Source organism: Mucilaginibacter daejeonensis, from assembly GCF_020783335.1.
GTDB lineage: Bacteria > Bacteroidota > Bacteroidia > Sphingobacteriales > Sphingobacteriaceae > Mucilaginibacter > Mucilaginibacter daejeonensis.
The window spans coordinates 954,366-973,079 of the sequence record NZ_CP086068.1; the positions used below are offsets into that span (position 1 = coordinate 954,366).

At 50.0% G+C, this 18,714-nt stretch carries 14 protein-coding genes; 3 read left to right on the forward strand and 11 right to left on the reverse strand.

Annotated elements, in window-relative coordinates:
• Positions 1-32: 32 nt before the first annotated feature.
• From LLH06_RS04205 to LLH06_RS04225, 5 genes are all read right to left on the reverse strand, one after another.
• Positions 33-938 carry a ribose-phosphate diphosphokinase gene (locus tag LLH06_RS04205; RefSeq protein WP_228172014.1) on the reverse strand — a complete coding sequence of 302 codons (906 nt, stop codon included), beginning with the start codon at positions 936-938 and terminating at the stop codon, positions 33-35.
• 1 nt (position 939) lies between these two features.
• Positions 940-2,358 (reverse strand): nicotinate phosphoribosyltransferase, encoded by a 1,419-nt coding sequence (locus LLH06_RS04210; protein ID WP_228172015.1) that lies wholly within the window; start codon positions 2,356-2,358, stop codon positions 940-942.
• Positions 2,359-2,369: 11 nt separating this feature from the next.
• A complete protein-coding gene (locus LLH06_RS04215; RefSeq protein ID WP_228172016.1) occupies positions 2,370-3,260 on the reverse strand; it encodes an NUDIX domain-containing protein in 891 nt (296 codons plus the stop codon).
• 67 nt (positions 3,261-3,327) lie between these two features.
• Positions 3,328-4,014 carry an NUDIX hydrolase gene (locus LLH06_RS04220; RefSeq protein WP_228172017.1) on the reverse strand — a complete coding sequence of 229 codons (687 nt, stop codon included), beginning with the start codon at positions 4,012-4,014 and terminating at the stop codon, positions 3,328-3,330.
• Positions 4,015-4,052: 38 nt separating this feature from the next.
• Positions 4,053-5,636, reverse strand: coding sequence for a Na+/H+ antiporter (locus LLH06_RS04225; protein WP_228172018.1), 1,584 nt, complete (start codon positions 5,634-5,636; stop codon positions 4,053-4,055).
• Positions 5,637-6,032: 396 nt separating this feature from the next.
• On the opposite strand from LLH06_RS04225, the gene LLH06_RS04230 reads away from it, so the two are divergent.
• Positions 6,033-6,809: a TlpA disulfide reductase family protein gene (locus LLH06_RS04230; RefSeq protein WP_228171571.1), complete on the forward strand. Its 777-nt coding sequence runs from the start codon at positions 6,033-6,035 to the stop codon at positions 6,807-6,809.
• 115 nt (positions 6,810-6,924) lie between these two features.
• Here the strand turns inward: LLH06_RS04230 and LLH06_RS04235 are convergent, their stop codons facing one another.
• On the reverse strand, positions 6,925-7,947 hold the full coding sequence (locus tag LLH06_RS04235) for an LLM class flavin-dependent oxidoreductase (protein WP_228172019.1): 1,023 nt from the start codon (positions 7,945-7,947) through the stop codon (positions 6,925-6,927).
• 96 nt (positions 7,948-8,043) lie between these two features.
• A complete protein-coding gene (locus LLH06_RS04240) occupies positions 8,044-9,540 on the reverse strand; it encodes a hypothetical protein (protein ID WP_228172020.1) in 1,497 nt (498 codons plus the stop codon).
• Between the two features lie 150 nt (positions 9,541-9,690).
• On the opposite strand from LLH06_RS04240, the gene yiaA reads away from it, so the two are divergent.
• Positions 9,691-10,125, forward strand: coding sequence for an inner membrane protein YiaA (gene yiaA, locus LLH06_RS04245; RefSeq protein ID WP_228172021.1), 435 nt, complete (start codon positions 9,691-9,693; stop codon positions 10,123-10,125).
• Positions 10,126-10,414: 289 nt separating this feature from the next.
• Here the strand turns inward: yiaA and LLH06_RS04250 are convergent, their stop codons facing one another.
• The 3 genes from LLH06_RS04250 to LLH06_RS04260 all read right to left on the reverse strand — a co-directional run bounded on the left by LLH06_RS04250 (position 10,415) and on the right by LLH06_RS04260 (position 16,338).
• Entirely contained in the window at positions 10,415-11,758 is a 1,344-nt protein-coding gene (locus tag LLH06_RS04250) for an MFS transporter (protein ID WP_228172022.1), read from the reverse strand.
• 11 nt (positions 11,759-11,769) lie between these two features.
• Positions 11,770-13,641, reverse strand: coding sequence for a glycoside hydrolase 100 family protein (locus LLH06_RS04255; RefSeq protein WP_228172023.1), 1,872 nt, complete (start codon positions 13,639-13,641; stop codon positions 11,770-11,772).
• A gap of 75 nt (positions 13,642-13,716) precedes the next feature.
• Positions 13,717-16,338, reverse strand: a complete 2,622-nt coding sequence (locus tag LLH06_RS04260) for a TonB-dependent receptor (protein WP_228172024.1) — start codon at positions 16,336-16,338, stop codon at positions 13,717-13,719.
• Positions 16,339-16,495: 157 nt separating this feature from the next.
• Here LLH06_RS04260 and LLH06_RS04265 point away from each other — a divergent pair, with 157 nt between their 5' ends.
• Positions 16,496-17,491 (forward strand): LacI family DNA-binding transcriptional regulator, encoded by a 996-nt coding sequence (locus LLH06_RS04265; protein WP_228172025.1) that lies wholly within the window; start codon positions 16,496-16,498, stop codon positions 17,489-17,491.
• Between the two features lie 78 nt (positions 17,492-17,569).
• Here the strand turns inward: LLH06_RS04265 and LLH06_RS04270 are convergent, their stop codons facing one another.
• Positions 17,570-18,685 carry a PepSY-associated TM helix domain-containing protein gene (locus LLH06_RS04270; RefSeq protein WP_228172026.1) on the reverse strand — a complete coding sequence of 372 codons (1,116 nt, stop codon included), beginning with the start codon at positions 18,683-18,685 and terminating at the stop codon, positions 17,570-17,572.
• Positions 18,686-18,714: the final 29 nt, after the last annotated feature.

The following is an 18,714-nucleotide window of genomic DNA, read 5'->3' on the forward strand; positions in this document are numbered from 1 at the left end:
GTATAAATGCCGGGCTTTTGTATTGATAGTGATCAGATCACGGAGGCGATCAGTTTGTCGATGCTGCGTACCTCTACAAAATCATCGTTGATGTGCTGGGTGTTCACATGCGAGTCGGTGCAGATCAATTTTTTGATCAGGCCTGAGTCGCGCAGCTTGTTGATGCCATCATTAACGAACAGGCCGTGGGTAGTGATCACGTAGATGTCGCCTGCGCCCGCTTCTTTGTAGGTCTTGGCGGCGTTGATAATGCTGCCTCCCGAACGGATCATGTCGTCGTAGATCACTACTGTTTTGCCGGCCACATCAGCGTTAATAGCGCTTACCTCTGTATGGTCGCCTTTAAGGCGGCGTTTAAGGATGAAGGCGGCGCTTACACCCATATCGTTGGCCAATGATTCTACCCATTTGGCGCGGCCCGCATCAGTGCTGGCCATCACCAGGTCGGTGCCGCCGTATTGGCGTGCCGCCTCGATCACCAGGTCCTTGCAGTAAACATGTACCGGGTACAGGTCGTGCTCAAAGTAATATTGAATGCCCTCGGAGTGCAGGTCGAACAGTAACACCTTGTTGCCCCGGTTAGATCGCGGGATGGATGATAGTAAACGAGCCCTGGTCTTGGCGGTCACGATCTCGCCACTTAATACCGCACGTTCCATGGTAGAGTAGCCAAAGTATGGGATCACCAGCGTTAGCGAGTTGGCGCCATAGCTTACTAAGGAGGAAGCAAGGTCGTACAGTTCGAGCATGGCCTCATCGCTCACCGTACCGCCGATCAGTACCACATCGCGCCCGTCAACTGGCGATATGATGCGCTGGTAACGTTCACCGTCCGTAAAGTGGTTCACCTCGAGTATCCCTTTTTCCATATCGGTGCAGGCCAGTACCCGCTCGGCCAGGTAGGTATATTCTTTTATAGCGAACAGTAGCTTTTTCATATTAGCGGTCATTTAGGTTGGCTTTTACCTGCTCAAAGGTAAGGGTATCGGTCAATTTGCCGTTCTCAAAAACGGTGTGTAATTGGTCAGGCACTTCGGGGAGAGTGTCCTCGTTCACGGTTCGGTAAGTGCCATCAGTTTTAACCAGCTTTAAACGTCCGCTCTTGCTCTTTTTAAAACTTGGTGTGATGTTTCCGTTCTTGTCCATTTCGGTCGGGCTCTTTTCAACAGCTATTTGTTGGCCGTTCACCACTGCGCTGCTGCATTTGAGGGCAAAACGCTGGGTGTCACGGTCCACCTTTTGCAGTAATGCGCCGCCCATACCCAAAACCAGGTTCTCGGCGCTGATCTGGTGTTCTTTCAACGCTTCGTAGATGCTGTTGATGGCGTCGTAATTCACACCGTCGCCCTGAATCACCCGTAGTTGCGGTGGAAGCACCTTGTAGCCTTTGGCATTGGTGGTGAACCCGAACTTGTCAAATAATATCTCGAATATAGCAAGTAACGTCCTGATCGGGTCGCCGCTATCGGGGCGGATCACCAGGGTGCCTTGCCGGTTCATGATCTCGTCGTGCAGTTCGGTTCCCCAGTAGTCGCTGCAAGCCTTGAAGATGTTATAGCTGTCAGACACGCAGGCCACCGTTCCGGTAGGGAAGGTGCGCAATACATGGCGGAATATCTCTAATTCGCCCTCGCGGCCAAGCAGCGTGCAAATGCTGTGCTCGGTGGCCGGTATGCTCAGGCCATATACCTTTTGCGTATCATAATACTTCATGGCCAGGCGGCTGCCGGCTAGGTTATCGCTGCCGCTGAAGCTCAGCAGGTGGGCGGCCCCGCCGATGCCGGCACCTTCCACGCTGCTCACCCCTCGGAAGCCAAAATCGTTCAGTGCAAAGTCGATACCTGCTTCGGAGCCCTCGGTAGCGGTCTCCTGATAATACCGGGCGATCAGCTTTCTGGTCTCGGCACTCAGCGTGGCAACGGTACACGGATACCATACCTGCATCAGCAAGGTCTCTAAAAAGTTAGGCAGCCAGTAGCACTCGGGGTCGGTGTTCTCAATGGTCATCAACACGTTGCTGATAGGCACCGCGGTACCCTCGGCAACGGCTTTGATCTTTACAGGCAGGTGGCCGTCGTACTTGTCAATGATGTATTGGAACTTGCTGCGGTCGAACACATCATCGCGGCCGAACACCTGTGGTAAAAAGGCATCTGCCTCATCAACGTCTTGCTGGGTAAAGGCCTGGCCCTCCAGGTACTCCTTCAAAAAGTATTGCAGACCGAAGAAAACGGTATTATCGAACATGCCACCACGGCTTTCAAGGTAACTATAGATCTGCGTGGTACCAGGGTAGTATAATTTATGGTGAGCGTATTTATAGGCATCGGCCAGTAAGATCAAATTCTCGCGTTTCATGGCTATCATGTTTAAAGGTATCTGTCTAATAAAAAATTGAACAATCCGGTGTGTTCGGGCGTGGTCTTCTCATCAGCGATCAGCTGTGGCAGTTGGCTTAATTTGAACCATTGCAGATCGGCTATGTCATCTTGCGCGGCGGGCGTACCAAAGATGTGATCGCAGCTATACAGGGAGGTGATGATCTTGTCGGCCTCGTTACGGTACCGCCAGTCGTTGATCTTGGCCGATGTTTCGTAGGTCATCTCACCAACTTCCATAATGCCGCACTCCTCGGCCAACTCGCGTTTGGCGGCCTGCTCAAAGCTTTCGTCCTCGGGGTCGGCAAAGCCACCGATCAGGCGCCACTTGTTGTTGTTGGATTTTTTGCCCAGCAGGATCTCGGTACGATCATTACGGAAAACGGCCACATCTACCGTAGGGTACACCTTGGTGTATTGGTTGTAGTAGGCGTACAGGATGCCTGCCCTGAAATCCTTCGAGTCGAAAACCTTACCGGCATATTGCTTGCGCAGTTCGGTGGCGTTGTGGTCGCCGTGCTCGGGTAGGTCTACCGTTGGTAGCTTGCCGGTATAGTAGGGGATGAAGCTATCGCGGCTACCATACAGGCAAAAATGCTCATTAGGGAAAACGCTTTTGAGTAGATTGTCCAAACTTTCAGACCATGTGGCATCGCTCGGGTGATCGCTCACCGGCAACACGATCGCACCCGGAAAGTCCTTTTTGATCATCTTTTCGCGAGTGTAATAGTCGTATGGATTTTTGCGGCTGCCTTTGATGGGGCTTACGCCTAACAGTACGATAAGCTTGCTGTGTTTAGCACTTACCTGCTCCAGCAGGTTACGGTGACCTTCGTGAAGGTATGGGGTTTGAAACCGTGCTATGATCACTCCTGTTGTCATCTTATTTGCGTTTTATTTACGCAAATATAAATAAGCGTAATAATTACGCAAATTATATTTTCATTTTTTATATCTCAAAGTTTATGCCTTTGTGCTTGGCCTCAGCGTATTTGGCCTTGTTGAAGCGGTAAAGCTCACCTGGTCGGCCTGCACCCGCCAACGCTTGTTTTTCCCTGGTGTTCTCAAGGAGGTCCAACTTGCTGATCTTCTTTTTAAAGTTGCGGCGATCGATCGGGCGGTCGAGCACGGCCATATACAGCTTTTCCAGTTCTGAAAAGGCGAACTTTTCGTCAAGCAGTTCAAACCCGATAGGCTCGTACAGGATCTTGCTTTTCAATCGCTCATGGGCCACTTGGATGATCTGTTGGTGGTCAAAGGCCAGCGGAGGGAGCGACCTGATGTTTGACCAGGCCACGTCGGCGGCATCGGTGTTGGCCTGTAGCTCAAAGGCATCAGGCTTTACCAGGCCGTAATAGGTGATGGAGATCACGCGGTTGCGTGGGTCGCGATCGGGCTGTCCAAAACTATAGAGCTGTTCAAGGTAATTGATGCTGATGCCCGTCTCTTCCTTAAGTTCACGCTCAACGGCCTGCTCCAATGATTCATGATCGCCTACCAAGCCGCCGGGGAGGGCCCACATGCCTTTAAAGGGCGCGATCTTACGTTGGATAAGCAATACCGATAACCCCTCTTTTGAAGTATATCCAAAAACTACGGCATCAACCGATACCCTGATATGCTGCACGCCCGACATATAGCAAAGTTAAAAATAAGCCCTGCGCGGTCAAGTGCTTATATGATCTTCAGGCGTTCCTCTTCCAGGTCGATCTGGTAAAGCTGCGCTCTGATGATGCCTTCGTCAATGTTAGGGTCTTTATTCAACTCTGTCAGGTATTGCCGTTGGCTCTCGAGCAGTTCTACAAAAATGGCCTTGTTGCGGGCGGTCATGCCGCTGTCGTCGGCCGCCTTGGCACGTTCTTCCCAAAGCCTGAGCATCTTCTCGATACCGGCATTGCCGTTCGGTTCATTATCATACTTTGTCTTCAGGAACTGGTAAATGTGCTGCTTAAGGCCATGTTTCATTTGCTGCCGTGTTTCCTCGGGCGATGTTCCGTTCACCGCCAGGTTCTCAAAAACACCGGTATACTTGATGAGTAGCGGTAAGGTGAGTCCTTGTATCACCAGCGTTAACAGGATCACGGTGAAGGTAATGAACAAGATCAGGTTGCGCTGCGGGAAAGGCATGCCGTTCTCCAGCGTGACCGGGATAGCCAGGGCCGCCGCTAATGATACCACCCCGCGCATGCCCGACCAACCCAAGGTCAACGGGATGAGCATGACCTGCCGCCGCGAACGTGAGGGCATCACGCTTGGCCTGAACAGGTAGGTGGCGATCATGGCCGAGTAAGCGCTGATCAGCCTTGCCAGCACCAAGATCGCCGTTACCATAATGCCATAAATGATACCCGTATGTACCGAGGTGCCGCTGGCCCGCATGCCCTCCACGATCTCGGGCAGATCGAGCCCGATGATGAGGAACACGATGCCATTAAGAATGAACACGAAGCTTTCCCAAACATTGATGGCTTGGATGCGGCTTTCGCTATCCAAAAATTCGAGCCTGCGGTTGGAGAGGAACAGGCCACCCAATACCACAGCCAGTACACCCGAGCAGTGCAACTGCTCGGCCACCCAATACATTAAATAAGGTTCGATGAGGTTAAAGGCCATGTTGGATGACGCATCCATACGCAGGCGTTTGTGCATTTGCACGAATAACCAGGCCAGGAGCAGGCCGATACCTGCGCCACCGATCACCATCCACAAAAAGCTGGTGACCGCATCAGGCAATAGGAACTGGCCGGTGCCCACCGCCACCAGCGCGAACCGGAAAATGATGAGCGAGGAAGCATCGTTCAGCAAGCTTTCCCCTTCTAATATGGCGGAGGTAGCCCTCGGGATAGACACGAACCTGGTGATCGCGGCGGTACTCACCGCATCGGGCGGTGCTACGATGCCGCCGAGCAAAAAGCCCAAAGCGATACTGAACCCGGGGATATAATAATTGACGGCCACGGCAACTGCCATAGCGGTAAAGAACACCACCACAAAGGCAAAGCTGGTGATAATGCGCCACCACTTTTTCATTTCCTTGAACGAGATGCTCCATGAAGCCTCGAACAGCAGTGGCGGCATGATGATGAAAAAGATCAGATCCGGATCGACCTTGATGCGGGGCAGGCCCGGTATAAAGCTGACCAGCAGCCCGGCCACCACCAGTAATATTGGGTAGGCGATCTTGAGTTTGGCGGCCAGCATCTCTAACAGTACAACGGCCGCTACCATGGCCAGCATGAATGGTAATATGGTATGCATAGGTGATAGGGTTGGTCGGCGCCGGGCCAACCGTTACTAAATTAATCAATTTTGCGCATTCCGGTGAACCATGTTGTATTTGCGGGTGTAACGTGGCGAGTGGATCGGAAGGGTAGAGGTCACATCTTAACCGTGGCGAAAGCACCCACGCATTGGGGAAGGGGGAGTTGAGGCGGAGAGGTGTTGGGGAATATTTCCCCCGGCGATAAAAATGTCGCCTTGCTTAACTATTTAACGATCGGTAAAATGCAGGCTCTCTTTTAGCGAAAATGAGGTGTTTTAGCAGGCGTTCCTTGCGAAAATGGCAAAAAGCGGCCTTTTGAGCAGTGGGGTGCATTTTAAGGGAACAGCGTTTGCCTATACCTTTAGCATAACACCGCTAATAAAAATAACAACATGAGAACACTGCTTTACACCATCGCCCTTTTACTTACGGTGACCTTCGCTCAGGCACAGACCAGCACCTCAGGCCCACAAAAAGTATATCGCCTGCCACGTTTGGACGAGCGCTCAGTGATCCTGGACTCAGCAGGACGTAAAGTGGACTATACCGCCTGGACCACCTTAGTGAACAGCGGCCGTTACGAAGTAAAGGTAATAGTGATGGAGAACGGTAAAGGAGCCCTGCGTTTGGTAAAGATGACCAAAGCCGCAAGAGATGCCAAATTCGCTAAGATGGGTAAACCGGCAGAAAGCCCGTTCTTCACCACCGGTCAGGCCTTCGGCAAAAAGCTGAAAGAAAAAAGCTACAACGGTGAGCAGTGGACCAATGAGAAACTAAAAGGCAAGATCGTGGTGATGAGCTTCTGGTATGTGAACGACATTCAGTGCCGCCAGCAACTGCCAGACCTGAACGAACTGGCAGTAACCTACAAAGCAGATGGCGACGTGGTGTTCCTGTCCGTACCACTGGATGATAAAAAAACGGTAGAAGAGTTCCTGAAATATAGCCCACTGGCCTACCAGCACCTGGAGAACGGAAAAGAACTGAGCAGCAGGTTAGGCGTGGTTGGTCAACCAACGGACGTAGTGATCGATCAGCACGGCTTGGTACAATACCACACTACCGGTTACAATGCGGCTAACGCTTACTGGATCGGCAGAACCATCGAGACGTTGAAGACCACTGCCGGTGCAGCCGACGTAAAAGAGCTGACCCTGGCCAGCAAGTAGGCCAGGCGCACCAAAACAACGAAACAAAGAGAACAACGAACAAGACAAAGCAGTGTAAAGCAAAAGGGCCGCATCGAATGATGTGGCCCTTTATATTTTTTAGAAGGTGAGTAGCTTAACGCCAGCCTAAGCCAGGAGCTACATGCTCTAATATAGAAGAAAGCACATGAACGTTATAATCGACGCCCAAGGTGTTGGGGATGGTCAGTAACAAAGTGTCAGCTTCCTGAACGGCTTCATCATTGGCCAGTTCTTTGATCAGTTGGTCGGGCTCGGCGGCATAGCTACGGCCAAAAATGGCGCGCTTGTCGCTCTCGATGTAGCCCAGCTTGTCAGAGCCGTTGCCTTGTCCGCCAAAGTAATAACGGTCCTGGTCGTTCACGATGGCAAATATCGACCGGCTTACCGATACCCTTGGCTCACGCTCATGTCCGGCTTTTTTCCAGGCCTCTTTATATAACCTGATCTGCTCGGCCTGCTGTATGTGGAACGGCTTGCCGCTTTCATCATACTTTAGGGTAGAACTTTGCAAATGCATGCCCTGCTCGGCAGCCCAAACCGCTGTCGCGTTAGATGCCGCACCCCACCAGATACGCTCGCGCAAACCTTTGGAGTAAGGATCCAGCCTTAACAGGCCCGGTGGGTTAGGGAACATAGGGTAGGGATTAGGCTGAGCAAAGCCCACACCATTCAATTTATCCAAGAACTCCAAAGCATGACGGCGCCCCATCTCGGCATCGGTCTCGCCCTCGGCCGGTTCATGGCCAAAATAACGCCAGCCATCGATCACCTGCTCCGGCGAACCGCGGCTGATGCCCAGTTGCAATCGCCCGCCTGAGATCAGGTCGGCAGCGCCGGCATCCTCTACCATATATAACGGGTTCTCGTAACGCATATCGATCACCCCGGTGCCGATCTCGATCTTGCTGGTCTTGGCACCCACAGCTGATAACAGCGGAAACGGTGAGGCCAGCTGCGCTGCAAAATGGTGCACCCTAAAGTACGCGCCATCCAAACCGATCTGCTCGGCCGCAACGGCCAGGTCTATCGATTGCAGCAAAGTATCGGCCGCGGTACGAGCCTGATATGACGGGTGATTAGCCCAATGCCCGAATGATAAAAATCCTATCTTTTTCATGATCTTACCTCGCTAACTAAAAGCTTATACAAATATAAGTGTTGTAACATTTAATTGTGTGGTCGTTGAGTTATGCCGATGTCATATTTATATAAGTCAATGTCTCTTTTCCTTAAGTACGTCCAGGGCGATCTCGTAGGCCGTTCGTTTGTCCCAGCGAGCCATGAGCCAGGCAATAAAGCTGATGACGAAAAGGTCATGGTCGCCGGCGTTGGTGAGGAGGGCATTCACTGCTTTTTTATAGGCTGGATCATGGATCACGTCGGGTTTGGTCAGGTAGCGTTCCACCAGTTTGAGATATTGGATCACCCGCTCTTCAGATGTGCTGAGGAGGTACTTCCTGTAACGCCGTTTAAAAGTGTTCAGTCGCGACATGGCCAGCTCGATATTGGAAAATTGCGCATGAATGAGTATCTCCATCAAATTCTTGCGAATCGTCCATAGCATCCCCATCTTTTTCTCGTACCAGGCATCGGTATGAGTGAGCAGGGTGAGCTGCTTCAAACACTGTCGGTCGTTGCGTAAGGCCATGAACATGGTGATACTGATGCGGATGTCCTCAATATCCTCGGGCCGATAGCGGCGTTTGGAACCCGATAGCGCTGCCTGCATGAGGTGGGTGGCCTCGTTGGCAAAGCCGGTAAAGAACAGGTTGAGGCCCGAAAGCAAACGGTGACCCAGGATGAACTGTGTATAGTAACGCCCATCGGTGTTCATTAGGTCCATCATCTGATCAAGGTATTCTGAGCTTTTTTGAAACGACCGGCGGCGCAAGTGAAAGTTGGCCAGCAGGTATAAGATCGAGAGCTGATAATACAGGTAAGGCCGCTCGGGCCCGTTGCGCCTTTGCATAACTTGGTCAGTTCGGTTAACCAGTTGCTCGATCAGCTGATAGTTGTGCTGTATAGCGGCATACTCATTGGCCAGGTACAGCAGCTGATGAACCGACCGATAGCTCATCAGGTCTTTGATTGATATCTGGTATTTGCGCAGGGTAGCCAGCATCAGCCGTCTAAGATCAACGATCTTGCCTTTCAGGTGTATCTCCTTCAGCTCATGCCGTAAAAAGGCGTAGGCGATGTTGAGCCTTGCCTCGCGCTGCATATTCTGCTGGTTCTGTTCAAAACGTAGGGTCAGCGCCTCAAAAGGTTCGGCTTCGGGTAAGTGGGCGTATTGTATCTTGAGCATTAATAGCTCGTTCAGCAAATTGAACTGCTCCAACCGTTCGGCTATCCTTTCGGCTTTGTCCAGGCATTTCCAGGCGATCTTGTTCAATTCCTTTTCCAGCAGTGCGCGGCCGATTACCACCAGGCGTAGGGCATCATGGGTCTCGGAGTGATCGGTCTCGAACGCTCGTTGCGAAAGGAATGACAGCAGGCTATCCTGCAAGCGTTTTCTCAAGGCATGGTAAGCATCGTTGTTCTTTGCATCGCCGTATAGCTTCTTTAAGCCGTTGATATCGTCAGTTTTGATCAATTCGAGTAACTGAATATTCTTGACATCATTACGCTTATTATTCTGCTTCAAATAATGCTTAAATAGCTTTAATTCGCTGTTATCAAGTAGTGCTATCAACTCTGACAGTGCATCCATAAAGACGTCTTAAGGATGGTGAAGATAGAAAATATATCGTCAGTAAATGCCGATAGTCGACTTTCTGTGCTCCGAATTCCTGCCGACATTTGATCAACATCAAAAACAAAAAATAATATGGAACCGCTACAAAACAGAATCGAAGAAAAAATGAACACCAACAAATTTGGCGACAGCACCCGGAACCCGCTTAAGCCAACAGGCGCATTTATTGGAGCCTCTTGGGTGGCCCTGCTAACCGGCTCGATAGGTTACATCATTGGCTTATGGAACGCCAGTATGCAGTTGAACGAGAAAGGCTATTACTTTGCCATCCTGCTGTTCGGTTTATTTGCCGTGATATCGGTACAAAAAAGTGTACGTGACCGCGCCGAAGGATTGGCCGTTACTGATATGTATTACGGGATCAGCTGGTTCGTGACCATCGCCGCCATGGTACTGCTTACCGTAGGCCTTTGGAACGCAGGCATCACCCTGAGCGAAAAAGGATTTTATGCCATGTCCTTTTGCATGAGCATGTTCGCCGCCATTGCCGTACAAAAGAATACCCGCGACATGAAAATGTTCCAGGACAAAGAAATGTAACGTAGCGGTTGCAATACCCCGCAGGCCCTTGCCTGGCAAGACTGCGGGGTTCATGAAAGCAGCCTACACAAAAGCAAAAGCCACCTGTTAGGGTGGCCTTTTTGCTTTTGATAGGCCATGGGCCAACTGGTCATCATAGCATCTTCCATGCGAAGATAGATCGACCACTGACACACACACACACACACACACACAAAAAAAAAAAAATTCCTTGCTTACATCAGAATATCATCCGACAAGAAGAAGATATAAGAAGATCAGAGAGGTCTTTAAACTGGAAACGATCACTTTAACTGACCGCATCAATAGACAATGACATTGCATCAGCTTTCGTTTCTTTGTTGCTCCGCATTCTTATTAACAAAGTAGCTACCGCCGACGCGACCAATAGTACACCTGCCAGTTTGATGGCGTTTACCGGGCTTCCGGCTAACCAACTCTCATAATATAATGGCATGGTCATATTCTGCAGCAACATCGGTATCACAATGAACATATTAAAGATACCCATGTACACCCCCGTACGTTCAGGCGGTATACTGCCGGCAAGGATCACATATGGGTTGCCCATCATGCTGGCCCAGCAAAGCCCCAGCCCGGTCACGGCTACATATACCATCGCTTCGTTATGTATATAAGTTAGCAGGAACAGGCCGATACCGGCGGCTACCAAACAGCCGCTATGTACGATCTTGGGCCCCCAGGCCTTTGACAGTTTGACCAACAAGAAAGCGGAAGCAAAGGCAATGAAGTTATAATAAGCACCTATTTGCCCGGCAAGTATATCTGACTGCCTAAATGCTGAGGCTTGGTTGCCATACACAGTGTGCGATAAGCATTTGGCTATGTATATCCAATAGATGAACATGGCGTACCAGCTCAGGAACATCATGGGTATCATTTGCTTCATGGCTAATGGCATGGTCCTCACCGCCTGAAATATATCCGCAAAAACGGCTTTGATGCCTTTTGGACCTTGTTCGATTTCCGCTAATTCTTCTGCGGTAAGTGGGTCCTCTTTAGTGGTCTTCAGTGTCCATAAAATAGAGCTGATGGAAATAACCGCGCCAATGCCAAAGGCAATAATGGTAGTTACAGGTATATGATGTGAGTTGACCGCGAATTTGTTGACCCCAAAAAAGATCAGCAACGTTGGCGTGAGGTATGATAAGGTTTGCCCCAACCCTGTAAAGGCACTCTGGGTCAAAAAACCGGCCGAGTGCTGTTCCTCGCTCAACTTATCGCTCACAAAGGCGCGGTAGGGCTCTTGGGTGATGTTGTTTGCCGCATCAAGTATCCACAATATACTTGCTGCCATCCATACCGATGTGCTGTAAGGCATAGCCAGCAAGCACAGGCTGCAAAAGATCGCTCCAACCAAAAAATACGGTGTCCGCCGGCCCCAGCGTGTTACGGTCTTGTCGCTCATGGCGCCTATGATCGGTTGTAATATCAGCCCCGTTATAGGGCCGGCCAGCCATAAGTATGGCAGGTTCTTTTCCTCGGCACCTAAGTATGAATAGATAGGGCTCATGTTAGCTTGCTGAAGGCCAAAGCTATATTGCAGACCCAAGAACCCAAAGTTCATGTTGATGATCTGCCAAAAAGAAAGTTTGATCTTACGTGTACTCATCTCGATCAATGTTATGCTACGCCAGCTGGGCTGCCTGATGTAAATATCTCCAGATCGCTATTCACGATCACATCGGCCAGTGGCTCGTGTGCCCTGATCAAACCGCGCTCCTTTTCCAACACGCTTTCAATAAAAGCATCTATGGTCTCCCTGCTGCGGTCCAACCTGTTCTGGCGTGTTTGGGTGTGATCTGTGTTGATGAAGATACGAAGATCTATTCCGTTCAGCATCGATGTATAGGTGCCTTCTACGATAATGACCTGAACATCTTTCGAGGGTAAGGTCCTCGACTCGCGCTCGTCGCTCAGCCAATTCATGTGTGGTACCTCGATATACGCTGGTCGCTGATCTTTGAGCAGCCTGATATCACTCTCTAGCCGTTGAGTGTCCACCTCGTGATACCCCACGTGGTTCAGATCAACTACTCTGGCCATATGATTCTGTCGGGGTGGAAGCTTAAAGTAATCATCCTGGTGCAGCAGGATGGTCTTGATGCCACGATCCTCAAAGGTCTTTTGTAAGGCCGAGCTCAGCGTGGTCTTGCCACATCCCGACTGCCCTGCAACACTGATCGCCATTACTTCATTAGCGGTAATATGCAGCGGATCTGCGATCGCTTTAGCACATTGATCAAAGCGATGATGGGTTACGATGTGCTTAATTACTGGCTGTGGCAGTAGAGGTAATAAATGCTCCTGAATTGCTAATGCGGCCTTGGCCAGTAGATGTCCTGAAGCGCTGAAGCAAAGGTTGGCCACACCACCGGCATCGCCTTTATCAATGTCATAATATTCGGCAAAGGGGTGAGCAGACTCAAAGCGCTGCAAGTTGTTAAGCATGCTCGCATTGATCTGCTGTGCCAGCGCGTTCTCACCAGCCACTGTAAGCCCTGCCACGATAAAGCCGTTCACAATAGGCCATATACCGCCGTTATGGAAATGGCCCGGTTTATTCTTGAAATTGAAGCTATGATTATTCAGTAATTGCTTGTAGGCCTCTTCGTTGGCCTTGATCTCAGGCCAAAATGCTGGTATGCCCTTATCCTGGTACTGTTGCATAGCGTTCTGTAGAGCTTTGGCCAGCAGCTCACGGCTCTCAGGCGATGGGATGTTCAGCAGCAGCAGCAGACCTATGCTCCACCCGTCAAATTTTTCTACCCTGTCGCCGGGTGAAAAGGAAGCGATGAAATTCTTTTCAAGGTCGTAAGTCTGCAGCTGACTTTGCTGCGCCTGGGTATATAAACTACCGCTCAGAGGTTGCTCGAACAGGTAGTGTTGTTTTATAGCTTGCTTTACAGCAGCGGCCTTGTCGGTCCATGCAAGTTCATTAAAATAAGAACCAGCCAGACCGAGGGCCCAGTATCTTAACAATTGGTCGTACAATACATAGCCATGAGTGATGTACTCATCGGCCCAGTTGCCGCTCATGGGTACATACATGAGGTGCTTGCCGTTAAATTCCCAGGCAGTTGCCAGTGCAAAGATCTTACCGGCCTGCGTCCTGACCTCTTCGGCAAAAAGGTTATCGTTATGGTATTGCAGATAGCTCACAGCACCAATAAGCCACCAAAAGTTGGCATCGGTGCGGCCGGCCGTGCCGCCAAAACTTACCTTGGTCACCTCGCCCTGCTCGTTCACTGCAACATTTGACGGGATCTGACCCTGATCACTGGCCGCTGATCGCAGCACTTTCAACGATGTAAGAAACGGTTGGTGCAGGTCATTCAAGCCATTGCTTAGTATAGCCAGACCGGTTACCACGCTGTCGCGCGCCCAAACATGTGTATAATTGTCAGTAGCTTGAGCGGATGCCAGCAGTACGCCATGCCTTACAGCACCCTGTATCACCTTCACTGCTTCGTTACTTATGTGCTGTTGATCCATATTATAGGAGTTAGACGATTCGAGGAAATAGATCGGCGACGATCACGAGATCGCCGCCGGATCATGGTATATATGTTAGAAATTAAAGGCTACAGTGGCTGATACGGTACGGCCGGTTATAGAGCGGGCTCTAACGATATTGCTTTGGTTGTTCACGATGCTGCCATCCTCGGCCTCGGTAAAGCCGGCCACGTTGAAGATGTTATTGCCATTGACCGATGCCGACCATCTTTTATTCACCTGGTACATGATGAACGGATTGACATAAACGTAGGCAGGCAATTTTAACGCGTTAACATCCTGCGTGAATGAGCTGGTAGTGCCCAATATGCTTGCGCCCATTGAAAGTTTGCTTACGTTGAAAGTAGGGGTCAAGCTGTAGATCACATCGGCTTGGCGACGTGGTTTGTTACCTTTATAAGTGCCGGCCACTATACGTGCATGAGTATAGGTCACGTTACCGCGAAGGTCAAAATAACTGGTCAGGTTGGCAACACCTTCCAACTCAGCACCAAATGAACGGTAGCTGTTCTGGATGATGCGCTGAGTGGTCACTTCGAACTCGCCAGCCTCATCGGTATGGGCATAAAAACCGGTCAGGAATAAGCCGCCACCGTTGTACTTGTATTTGATACCCAATTCGCCCTGGTTGATGCGGTTATATTTACCAGCCGCGCTGCCATCGGCAAAAATAGTTGGAGTGAACAAGATACGGTCGGCCTGGGCAGAGGCGCCTGAGCTGTAGCGGGCGAACAACGCTGATGATGCATCAAGCAGATAGTTCAAACCTACTGAGTACGACACATAGTTGTAGTTATAGTTCACCGGTTTTGCCGCAGAATAGTTGATAGCTGATACGCTTTGCTCATTGGCCGATATAACGCCGTCGTTATTTACGTCGTAGGTACGTTGTACGTTGCCGGAGTAGTTGCCGCGTACACGGCCCATGTCATACCTGATGCTACCATCGATATTCAGTTTCTTATTCAGATCGATGTTGATACCTGCATAAGGTGCCGAGATATCATAGCTGGTATTATAGTTACGGTGTAAGTTGCCCCAAACAGGTACCCCATAAGCGAACAGACCGTTAGTCGTTTGTGATACGCCGCCGGCGGTGATGTTCAAAGGCTGAGCGTTCTTACCTTCCAGGCTGGTCAGGTACGAGTTGAACTGCCAATCCATATCGATGTTTTGGCTCGATTTATAATAACCGGCGGTAAGGTTAACATTATCAATCTTCTTTTTAAGCTTAAAGTCGTTAATGAAATTGTTGAAGTTGTTCAGCTTGGCATCGAAAATATGCATGATCATGGCCTGGCCGTTGTAAGCTTGGCCGGTAACAGCACTGGTAACGGTAGCACCGGTCAGGTTACGTCCGGTTGCCGACGAGATCTGGGTAAGCATTGCGCTTAACGGACCTGCCGAAGCCGGGAACGGAGCGATGAACTGACCTGAGTTGAATGAAGCACGACCACGGTCCTCAATGGTCCAGTTGTTACCCAGGTCGAATTGAAGCTCAGTACCGATCGACTTTGATAACGGATGCATGCCATTACGGATATCGCTCACATAGCTATTGCCGTCGGCACCTAAGCCTTGGGTCTGTAGCAAATAAGGGCTTTGCAAGGCACCGTGTTTGATATCGAAGCCAGATAGTGAACTGTATTTAGGATCGCTGTTGGTACCGGTGACCGATACAGGCATAGGTAGATAGGCAGCGGCGCGATCATCTAAGAATTTCAAGTAAACGCGGGCATATCCATTACTGAATTGTTTGGTCAGGTTAGCTTTGAACTGGCCACCGTTGTTAGCCTGAAAGCCGGCGGTGCGAGGGCCCTGACCCTGGCGGAAGAAGCCACCAACATGAAAGCTTACGCCGTTACCAACGGGAGCGCCGTAGTCAAAGTCGGTACGGAAATTCTGATAATCCAGGCCCACAGTGGTCGATAACGTTCCGCCCTCGATATTACCGGTCTTACTCAAAAAGTTAATGATACCCGCAGGTGAATTGGTGGCCAGGGTAGAGGCAGAACCACCACGAATAGCCTCGATGCGGTTGATGTTTTGATCGGCACGCAAGAAGATGTCGGCCGTGCCGAAAGATATATCGCCGAATTGAAGCACAGGCAAGCCATCTTCCTGTAATTGCAGATACTTTGAACCACCTGACGAAAGTGGTACGCCGCGCACGGTGATGTTGGTGTTACCATCACCTCCTGATGCCTCTGCCCTGATACCCGGTATCGATTTGAATATCTCGGCAGTGGTACGCGGTGCGGCTTTGGCTATATCGGTCAGTTTAACACTACTTACTGACAAGCTGGTGTTCAGCCTGCTGGCCTGGTTGTTCACAGCCGTCACCACCACTTCGGTAAGGGCCATGGCATCGCCGCTGGTCAGGGTCACGTTCAGCGTATCAACATTGCCCGCGCTAAGGTCAACGGTTCGCTCCACAGCCGCGAATCCAGTGTAACTTACGCGGATCTTAATGTTCTTTGCAGGAAGGTTGCTGAGTGTGAAGGTACCGGTAACGTCGGTTCCGGTACTGCGGGGCACGGTAAGGCATTGTACAGTAGCGCCAACCAACGGTTCATTGTTCTTGTCGGTCACTTTGCCTTTTAAAGATCTGCTGTCTTGAGCGAAGATCGTCACTGCATACAACAGCATGCAGATGAGAAGTATAGGTCTTTTCATGAATATAGGTTTTTCGTAATTGGTGATGTAAAGCTAAGTGGCTTACCAGCATTTGAAGCCAGTTCATCACCCTAACCGAGCGCAAACGTTTTCGCAAATGTTTGCGAAAACGTTTGTTGTGGAAAATTACCTATATTGCCATATCTCTAGCGTCCCCATGAAACCTACTGTCACCTTAAAAAAAATAGCCGAGATGCTCCATATGAGTATCGCTACTGTATCGAGGGCACTAAAAGATCATCCGGATATATCGGCAGAAACGCGCCGCAAGGTTCAGGAACTGGCCGGAACACTTGATTATATTCCTAATGCATACGCTATTAGCCTGCGCACTAACAACAGTAAGGAGTTCGGGGTGATCATGCCTTCCATATCCAACTCATTTTATCAATCTTTTATTGGCTCACTTGAGGAGGAAGCCCGCCGATATGGTTACTCACTGGTCATTTTGCAGTCGGGCGATGACCCGGCCATTGAGTTGGAGAATATCAGAAAATGTAAGAATGCCCGTATGTCAGGCATCTTTTTATCGGTCACTTCCGCTACTGACGATATCAGCGAGGTATTGAAATTAGATAAGCTTAACATTCCCACTGTCTTTTTTGACAAGGTGCCTGCCTACGCTGCCTGCAACAAGGTTTGCACAGCCGACGTACGCGCCACCCAGTTAGCAGCAGAGCTCCTGCTAAGCAAGAACAAGAAGCGTGTATTAGCTATGTTCGGCAACCCGAGTTTGTCTATCACACAGATCAGGCTCAACGCTTTTGAGGAAGCGATGCAGAACGGGAAAGCCAATAAAAGCTACACCATAGTTTACGCTCATAGTACACCAGATGCAGCCGCTCGCCTGAGCGATGCCATGGGAAAAAAACAACCACCCGACGCGGTATTTTGTATGAGCGATGAGATATTGATGGGCGTAATGAAGACCGTACAGACACTTAAGATCGAGATACCTCAAAAGTTGGGTATAGTGGCCATAAGCGATGGCTTTATCCCGCAACTATATTATCCCGAGATCACCTATGCTGAAACGAGTGGTTTCAAATTAGGAAAGCTTGCCTTCAGCCGCATGATGACCTGTATAGCCGGTACACCTTTCGTACAGACCATTGTAGATGACTCGGTAATGGTATACGGAGGGTCTTTGTAGATGTTGGGGCCGTTCGGCCGACTTTTGATCAAAATATCAGCCAAGCCAACAAGACCGAAAGCCAGGTATAGATCGCATTTATCTAAGCTTGTTTAAAAAGATGATACACCCGGTAATGGGCAAACTGGTGGCGATGAGACATGCTATAAAGTAAAGAATCTTGCTTGCCAAACCGTAAACGCTGCCAATGTGCAGGGGCCTCACCATAGATACCAGTTGTTCGCCGGCTGACCTGTCTTTGAACCGGTCCGCTTTGATCACCTGGCCTGTATATTGATCCACCGTGAATTTATCTACAGCAGCAAGTGTAAAAGCTCCGTTGTGCGTCTTCTCCGCTACCAACACGCCTGAGCTGTCTTTAGGGAAACGAATGAAAGTAACGCCTTGATGGTTTGATCGGTCTTTGACCTCACTTAAAAGGGGATTGATACTTACCGTCGGCCTGCCTTTAGAGGGTTTGGACCTAAGCGGCTTGGCATAATACTCTCCCCATACTTCGGCGCCTATAAGTTGGCTCACGCCTTTGCTGTACCATTCAAATGACCAGCACAGGCCGGTCAAAGCCATGATCAGTAGTAAAGGCATGGCATAGAATCCTAAAGTATTGTGCAGGTCATGATTGAGCCGCTTGCCATTGGAGCGGAACTTAATGGTCAGCCCCCGCTTCCAGCCTTTGAACTTTTTGGGTATCCATAAGATCAGCCCGGTGAAGGATAAGATCACGAAGATAAGTGTGGCTACACCCACGATAAGCATGCCTCCACTTTCACGCATAAGGAGCCAGCGATGTAGGTTCATGACCCATAAAAAGAATGCGGCCGATCTGGTGTCGCCGTTACCTTGTAGCTGACCTGAGTAAGGGTCTACGTAATAAGCCGTTCCCCATTTATCGGCAGGCCGCTGCCGCACGCTGATCACGTAGGCCCGATCGGGATCATCTGGAATAGTAGCGTAAACCAATGGACCTTTATGTTGTGTTCGCACTCGTTCGATCAGCGTGTCGACCGGCATGCGTTCTTGCTCGGCCACATGCAAAGCTTTGTATTTGGAAGGGTCAAGCAGTTCCTGGATCTCATCGCTGAAAGTATAAATAGTTCCGCTCAGGCAAACTACAAATAGTACAAGGCCACTCGCCAGTCCCAGCCACAGATGGACGTCGTTGATGAATTTTCGGAAAGTATATCTTTTTGACATATATGAATAGATACGGCCGCTGAGCAGAT

Coding starts and splice junctions, on each gene's coding strand:
- LLH06_RS04265 (WP_228172025.1), top strand. CDS start 16,496: ATGAAACCTACTGTCACCTTAAAAAAAATAGCCGAGATGCTCCATATG.
- LLH06_RS04220 (WP_228172017.1), bottom strand. CDS start 4,014: ATGTCGGGCGTGCAGCATATCAGGGTATCGGTTGATGCCGTAGTTTTT.
- LLH06_RS04215 (WP_228172016.1), bottom strand. CDS start 3,260: ATGACAACAGGAGTGATCATAGCACGGTTTCAAACCCCATACCTTCAC.
- LLH06_RS04250 (WP_228172022.1), bottom strand. CDS start 11,758: ATGAGTACACGTAAGATCAAACTTTCTTTTTGGCAGATCATCAACATG.
- LLH06_RS04230 (WP_228171571.1), top strand. CDS start 6,033: ATGAGAACACTGCTTTACACCATCGCCCTTTTACTTACGGTGACCTTC.
- yiaA (WP_228172021.1), top strand. CDS start 9,691: ATGAACACCAACAAATTTGGCGACAGCACCCGGAACCCGCTTAAGCCA.
- LLH06_RS04210 (WP_228172015.1), bottom strand. CDS start 2,358: ATGAAACGCGAGAATTTGATCTTACTGGCCGATGCCTATAAATACGCT.
- LLH06_RS04270 (WP_228172026.1), bottom strand. CDS start 18,685: ATGTCAAAAAGATATACTTTCCGAAAATTCATCAACGACGTCCATCTG.
- LLH06_RS04255 (WP_228172023.1), bottom strand. CDS start 13,641: ATGGATCAACAGCACATAAGTAACGAAGCAGTGAAGGTGATACAGGGT.
- LLH06_RS04205 (WP_228172014.1), bottom strand. CDS start 938: ATGAAAAAGCTACTGTTCGCTATAAAAGAATATACCTACCTGGCCGAG.
- LLH06_RS04260 (WP_228172024.1), bottom strand. CDS start 16,338: ATGAAAAGACCTATACTTCTCATCTGCATGCTGTTGTATGCAGTGACG.
- LLH06_RS04225 (WP_228172018.1), bottom strand. CDS start 5,636: ATGCATACCATATTACCATTCATGCTGGCCATGGTAGCGGCCGTTGTA.
- LLH06_RS04235 (WP_228172019.1), bottom strand. CDS start 7,947: ATGAAAAAGATAGGATTTTTATCATTCGGGCATTGGGCTAATCACCCG.
- LLH06_RS04240 (WP_228172020.1), bottom strand. CDS start 9,540: ATGGATGCACTGTCAGAGTTGATAGCACTACTTGATAACAGCGAATTA.